Annotated in this window: 5 protein-coding genes; all 5 read right to left on the bottom strand. The window is 44.4% G+C overall.

All coding sequences use genetic code 11. From position 1 onward, the window contains the following. Positions 1 to 907 precede the first annotated feature (907 nt). On the bottom strand, positions 908 to 2,323 hold the full coding sequence (locus OXH39_13995) for a hypothetical protein (protein MCY3551569.1): 1,416 nt from the start codon (positions 2,321 to 2,323) through the stop codon (positions 908 to 910). A gap of 58 nt (positions 2,324 to 2,381) precedes the next feature. Beyond that, positions 2,382 to 2,954 carry a hypothetical protein gene (locus OXH39_13990; GenBank protein ID MCY3551568.1) on the bottom strand — a complete coding sequence of 191 codons (573 nt, stop codon included), beginning with the start codon at positions 2,952 to 2,954 and terminating at the stop codon, positions 2,382 to 2,384. A 21-nt stretch (positions 2,955 to 2,975) separates the two neighbouring features. Then, a complete protein-coding gene (locus OXH39_13985; protein MCY3551567.1) occupies positions 2,976 to 3,530 on the bottom strand; it encodes a DUF5683 domain-containing protein in 555 nt (184 codons plus the stop codon). Positions 3,531 to 3,601: 71 nt separating this feature from the next. Continuing rightward, positions 3,602 to 5,233: a hypothetical protein gene (locus tag OXH39_13980; protein ID MCY3551566.1), complete on the bottom strand. Its 1,632-nt coding sequence runs from the start codon at positions 5,231 to 5,233 to the stop codon at positions 3,602 to 3,604. A 228-nt stretch (positions 5,234 to 5,461) separates the two neighbouring features. Then, positions 5,462 to 6,208, bottom strand: coding sequence for a hypothetical protein (locus OXH39_13975; GenBank protein ID MCY3551565.1), 747 nt, complete (start codon positions 6,206 to 6,208; stop codon positions 5,462 to 5,464). Positions 6,209 to 6,221 lie beyond the last annotated feature (13 nt).

Raw genomic sequence — 6,221 nt, 5'->3', positions numbered from 1 at the left:
AGGATACAGGTCGCTACAAGTAAAACATCAATTGATTGTTTTAGCCTGTTCATTATTCTGTTTTTCCTCCTTGGAAATAATGAATCGGATATTTGGGCAACGGAACTGCGACATGAATATTCACTTTTCGCTCCTCCTACCCCGGTCTCCGACAAAAAACCTTAAAAATGGATGAAAACTGCTTTACCTGTAAACGGAAAGTTCCAAAATTTCGTTATTGAAACCAATACCACTTCAATTTCGTTACTTTTCAGTTACTGCCAAACTCGCGCCCGAAAATCGGAAATATCACGCGAAAGACATAAAAGCGAGTCTCCTTCCAACAAATTAAGGGTTTGTTTTGCGGGAATTCTCAACACAAGAAATATGTGGTAAAACTCCACAAAACTGTTCTTGGCATTTAAAATAGCACTGAACCAATTTTCTGTCAAGTCTTTAACAGAAAAAACGCATGCATTGGGGTAGTAATTTTTCATAATCATACCACAAATGCCATATATTTTTCAAGTTTAATTATCAGTGCCATTTCAATTTCGATTTTTTCGCTCTTTTAATTGTAATTAAAGGTGAGTCGCGATCTGCAAATCGCTCCACGCACCCCAAAATTTGTCCTACAGAATGCTATGCAAGATAAATGTGTCCCTGATATGAGGAGGGTTTCGACTGCTACTGCTTCCCTAAAGACAATAAAAAACGGACAACAGAATTGTCTCGCCCTAGGACTCCAGCCAAAAATATTTAATTTATGAATATCCTCACAATGGCAACGAACAAGTAACGCTGCACATTAGACATACTATATATTATACTACATTATAAGAAAAATTGACATTTTTTTTTCATTCTTCTGCCAATTTAGGTTTCAGAACCTGAAAATTGAGATTACAAACGCTTCAGGACAAGGTATTTAGTCCGTTGGATTCTTAGTACTTCCACCCAAGTATTCGGTAAACAGCGCAATCGTGATACCTAAAGATACACCTGTGATCCCCGCAATGAGCAAAACAAATTTCAACCGAGGACTGATAGGGATCTTTCTTGGGACGGCGCGATCGATGATTTCAATACCACCCCTCTGGTTCCGAGGGGCGGTTAACTTGGATTCAGCATATAATATTTCAACTTCAAGTAAACGTTTCGCAATCTCTTCAGCAAGCGCATTGGTTTTCTGAATCTTGGCCACCATTTCCGTGAGGATCATTTGGTTTTCCGGGATTTGTTCCAGCACTTGTGCTAATTCTGTTTCCAACGTACTGAGTTCCTTGTTGAGGCGTTCAGCAGTATTTTCATACTTTGAGAGGCTTGGAACAAATGTCAGCAATTGATTCTTTATATAGGTATAATGAGCGGAGGGGCCGGAGGTAATCGTGGTAGTCGTGGGGGGGATTTGCTCGTTTTTTTCGCGGATTGCGGCAATTTGTGCATCAAGACCTTTCAACTCTGATGCTGTCTTACCAATTCTTTCTGCATCTGCAACACGCTGGGATTCAAGGTTGAAGAGTTTTTCCCGTTGAAAAAGCCAAATAGGGTCGTGAGAGGTGGTTTCTGATAGTTTCGTCTGTTCCGGTAACAGTTCTAATTGTTCATGTAGATAGGCTATGTGAGCGCGGGTTGCGTAAAGCTGCTGTTGATTCGTTTCGAGTCTTTCCCGAACATTGGCGCGGCGTTCAAGCAAGTTAGTGAGTGTCGGCACCCATATTTCTGGACTGCCATTTTCGCGGGCAAATAGGAGGAGTGCTTCTAAATCTTTCTTTTTTTCCGCTTCGATTTCCCGCTGCATATCTTGGCGGAGCTCTATGCGTTTTCTAAGTTTTGTTTCTTCATCTCCACGCCGCAACGTTTTCATATCTTGGGCAAGTTGGTTCACAAGCAGCGCTGCATTGCGCTCCCCACCTTCTGGCTCTGTTAAAGCAACCGAAAGATTAATATAGTCGGAATCTGGATTGAGTTGAGCCTTTAGGCTTCGTTTGAGTTTGCCTATTGGTGGGAAAAGCGCAACGGCTTTTGCATTGCCGCTCTCTTCAAGGTTTTCGATTGCTGTTTTTAGCATCGACTCTGTGGAAAATCGGGCACTAATTGTCTCCATCTCCCGCCGATTGGCACCACCAGAGAGCACATTTTGAAACAGATTCGCTGAAGGTAGCGGAGACGTTGCACTCGGTTGGACGAGTAACATTAGAGTGGAGGCAGCATACGTTTTAGGTAAGCGGAGCGAGATAATCAGGGCAGTTCCTAATACCAGTAAGACGCTCAGGCAGAGTGTAAAATCATGTTTTCGTATGAGTTGAAGGTAATCACGTAGGTGTCCCTCCGGTTGTGACATGAATGTACAGAATTCCCACCCAGTCTCTGGGTTAGAAATTGCCCTCCTTTTCTCAAACCTATAGATTATTGGCGATGCGAATTTCTTCCTCGTTATAGGCTTCGTCATGCCATTCAGTTATGCGCCATTCATCATTTCTTTTTTCAAAGATAAAGAGGTTGTCACCCTCAGCATATACGCCACTAAATCCACCCTCAAGTGAGTGTCCATCCGAGATAAAAAGTTGGATTCTATAGTGATTTCGCACTTCTGCTCGTGTGCCGTCCTCATTCATAGAAATCTCCGGTGGAACAGAGAGTTCTATCTCAATATCCTGATACTTCTCAAAGACTCGGATAGCCGCGTCCCGTTCTTGTCGAATGTCATCAAACTCCAGGTCGTCTGTCTTGTCCCCATCTGTTCCCCAATCGGAAACATAGAGGAACCCTTCTTCCCAGAAGGTATCGATGTAAGCGTTAACATCCTCTGTCTCATACCCTTGCCGCCATCGGTCTAAGACTTTATTAATTTGAAGGAGTTCTTCAGGTGGAACCTGGCCGACTTTGTCAGCGTCTCCACACCCCATAAAACCCCCCATAAAACCTAAGAGTAAGGCGAATACGCCAATGACTTTCGCAAAAGTCCTGAACATAATTAAGTATTCCTCCTTATGTTAAAAGGTTTTAACAATACCCAAATACAGACGCGACGGGGTCGCCCCGACTTCAATTCCCAATTTTTCAATATCTTGTGCATCTTTCTCAATAGACTGAATCAATGTAGTCGCGTTGTAAAAATTTGCATTGACATAAGAATCAATGAGGCTATAAACCCAAATACCAATGCCAGTATACATAAAAAATGTCCTGAGTTTATAACGCTGATTTGCGTACTCATAACGCTCCAGCACGCCTGTTTCATCGTTGGGATTTACACTTGCATAGAGTGCGTAGGCATCGTAACGATTCTTAAAAGAATTCTGTGCTAATAAGGCACCGACAACAGAACCGCCTATTCCCAAAACAGTGAGGCTACCACGAAAATAACCGCGGCTATAGAATTGTCCCCATCCGGGAAAAATGGCGGAACGTACTATAGCCCCAACTGGTGAAACAAGTCTCTCTTGTTCCGCCGGTTTAGGCGTTTGCTGTTCAGTATCTGCACCGTTTTCAACCTCCTGCGCAAAACTCGCGTGGAGGCTGAACAGCAGTAGTGATATAATTAGCAAAAATCGCATCTGATATTAGGCTTTACGCGTCCAAGAGGTCGCGCAAAGCCTATACTGCTCCTATAAATGTATTAACGTCTCCGCTTCGTCCGTTCCGTTGTCCGACTCCGATTCTTGTCATCGTCATCACTACTACTATTGCTTGAGCTACTACGCGATGAACTTGAACTTGAAGTCGTCGGACGTGTCCGAGTTTTTGTCGTGGAACTTGAACAACTTACACTTGTGCGTGAACGCGTGGAACTTGAACGACTTACACGAGACCTTTCAGTTGAACGACTTACGCTTGTGCGCGAGCGTGCTGAACTCGAATTTGAAGTCGTACTTCTATACTGCGGACGCGAGTCACTTCTTGAACTCGATGAGTATGACCTTCTCGTTGAATTATTAGACGAGTATGACCGTCTTGAAGAAGAGGTCGAAGGTCTATAAAGTGGTGTCGTCCGCTGTCTATCTACTACGGAACTTCTATAACGGTTCACGTCTTGTGTCGCAGCCGGATAACGCCGCTGCTTGCTAACCGAATCTCCAGCGTATGTACTCCGCCGTATGTTGCTTTGCCGGAGTGTCGATCTGGAGGCGAGAGCGCGTTGTTTTTCCGAAATAATTGACTGGCGTGCAACCCGCTCCGTTGTTGCTGGTGTCTGCCTTCGATGATTTTCGAGTGTCGTGCGGACACTTCTCCGAACCGCTGTCCGTTGCGTTTGTCGATTGTTCGCAGACAGTCGGCTACGACTATACTGCCGACGCGTTGTTTCATGCTGCGCACTCCATCTATTCAACTGCGTCCGCCGCTGGTGAACCTTCGGTGTCCCTCGGTAGTAACCGCGATAAGAGCCATAATACGGCGAGTAATAGCGGTAGTATGAACTCGGATAATAGCTGCGGTAACGTCCAAGATATCCACCATAATACGAGCGGATCGAGAGATAGTGGTGATCGTAGATCGGATAACTCCATCGGAGATAGTGGTCGTAGTCCGTCGCGTAATAGACAGGACCGTCGTAGAAGTAGAGATAGGTGTAACGGTGCCACGGACGCCAACGATAAGAGGGGGTATACCGCTGAATCACTTTAACCTTCGGTTGTCTCCGATAGGTGGATACCTCAAGGTATTCCACGTCAAGTTGTTCACCACCCTCTGCTACAACATGAAGTTCCATCCATCCATCTTTAACTCGACCTGCTGCAGGAATCTTAATCCGTTCGGAACGATTTTTTGATCGAAGGACAAAGGTATCACCGTAGCGTGTTTCTTTGGCATTTTCGTCGTAGTAGCCACGACGTGTTGCTTCGCGCTTGGTATTACGAATCCAAACGCGTCCTGCAATAGGTTCTTCGTAGTCCTCAATCTCTAAGCGATGCGGTTCCCCTCGATATCGCACCAAAATTTCGATGTACTGTGTCCCTACTGGAATTTCAAAGAGGTATACCGCGCTGGCAATCGCAAATTCGTAATCATTTGCGTTCTCCGCACCGTTCGCCCAAGCAGTGAGACGAACACCATCTTCAAAACGCGGACTGGCGGTAATTGTTGCACTCCCACGTTCTATCCATTCATCAACATCGTTTGCAATGCGATGTTCTCGACTCAACCGATCCGCGTAGTAATCGTAATTCGCGGCGGCGGGTGCCAACACCCCAACAATTGCAAAACAGCTGATAAGGCATACTGCGCTTAAAACAGAAATCCGGGTTTTCATGAGAATCCTCCTCCTATGTTCCTATGTTCATGTCCTTCATTTGGTATTGCCAATGGGCTTTTAACCATCGAGCGCGGTGATGCGTGAGTATTAGAGCTAAACTGTCTTACATTAATAAAGTTTCATCGAAATGATACAATTTTCTTCAAGAATTGTCAAGGGTTAATCAATACTATCCAACAATTTGAATCCCTTCATCACGATTCACCCTTTGAGAACGAACAAATCTTAGTCTTTAGGTATCAGTTCAATACCTCTTTTTTTTGCGTGCTCACGGGCAAGTGGCGTAATAATTGCCGGGTTTCCATAAACTAATTCTCGCACGTCCGCGTCCAGATTAGAAATGGTCGCTGCGCTAATTAAAGTTTTTTCTACAACAGCACGTGAATTGCCCGTTCTCTCCATAATTGACTCAGCAATTCGGTGCATTGGTACTAATTGAACGCCGAGTTCGGACAAAACGTTTACATAATCGCCTTTAAATTTACTCAAAATAGGATTTCCTTTTATGGAAGCTTCACTTTGATTGAGTGCATCAGAGGCTGCTATAACCTTCTTTCCCTTAGAGAGTGCCTCAAACACGAGATAAGTACACGGCGTGTCCACCAATCCTAACGCGAGCTTTGCAGCCATCGGATAAGAAAAGGCGGGAAGCGCAACCTGCTGGTAAGCATCCACAAAAGTTCTTATATCAATTAGAGTATTCTCTTGTAAAATATTATCTTCGCCAAATGCAGCATGGATCGGTTCAAGATTTATAACTTTAGTTGCGAGATCGGACAAAATTATTTTGATTTTCCATCCGTCTTGCATACAGGTATGAAGCTGCTGGATCGGTTCATCTAATTCAAACTGTGTTGCACCGAAAATAACGAGCAGTCGCTTTTCCTGCGCATCTTGCGTGGTGACCGGTGTTTGTTCTTGCAGTACCTGCTCCACGATTTTCCTAATCTGGTCAATCAGTTCCTGATTCATACTGCCTCGAAAT

It is taken from the genome of Candidatus Poribacteria bacterium, assembly GCA_026702755.1.
GTDB lineage: Bacteria > Poribacteria > WGA-4E > WGA-4E > WGA-3G > WGA-3G.
The sequence above is the reverse complement of the archived record's forward strand: the minus strand, read 5'-3'. Positions and strand labels throughout refer to the sequence as shown.

What these genes read in the sequence shown, in the direction of transcription:
- OXH39_13995 (MCY3551569.1), bottom strand. Translation starts at nt 2,323, where the DNA reads ATGTCACAACCGGAGGGACACCTACGTGATTACCTTCAACTCATACGA.
- OXH39_13990 (MCY3551568.1), bottom strand. Translation starts at nt 2,954, where the DNA reads ATGTTCAGGACTTTTGCGAAAGTCATTGGCGTATTCGCCTTACTCTTA.
- OXH39_13980 (MCY3551566.1), bottom strand. Translation starts at nt 5,233, where the DNA reads ATGAAAACCCGGATTTCTGTTTTAAGCGCAGTATGCCTTATCAGCTGT.
- OXH39_13975 (MCY3551565.1), bottom strand. Translation starts at nt 6,208, where the DNA reads ATGAATCAGGAACTGATTGACCAGATTAGGAAAATCGTGGAGCAGGTA.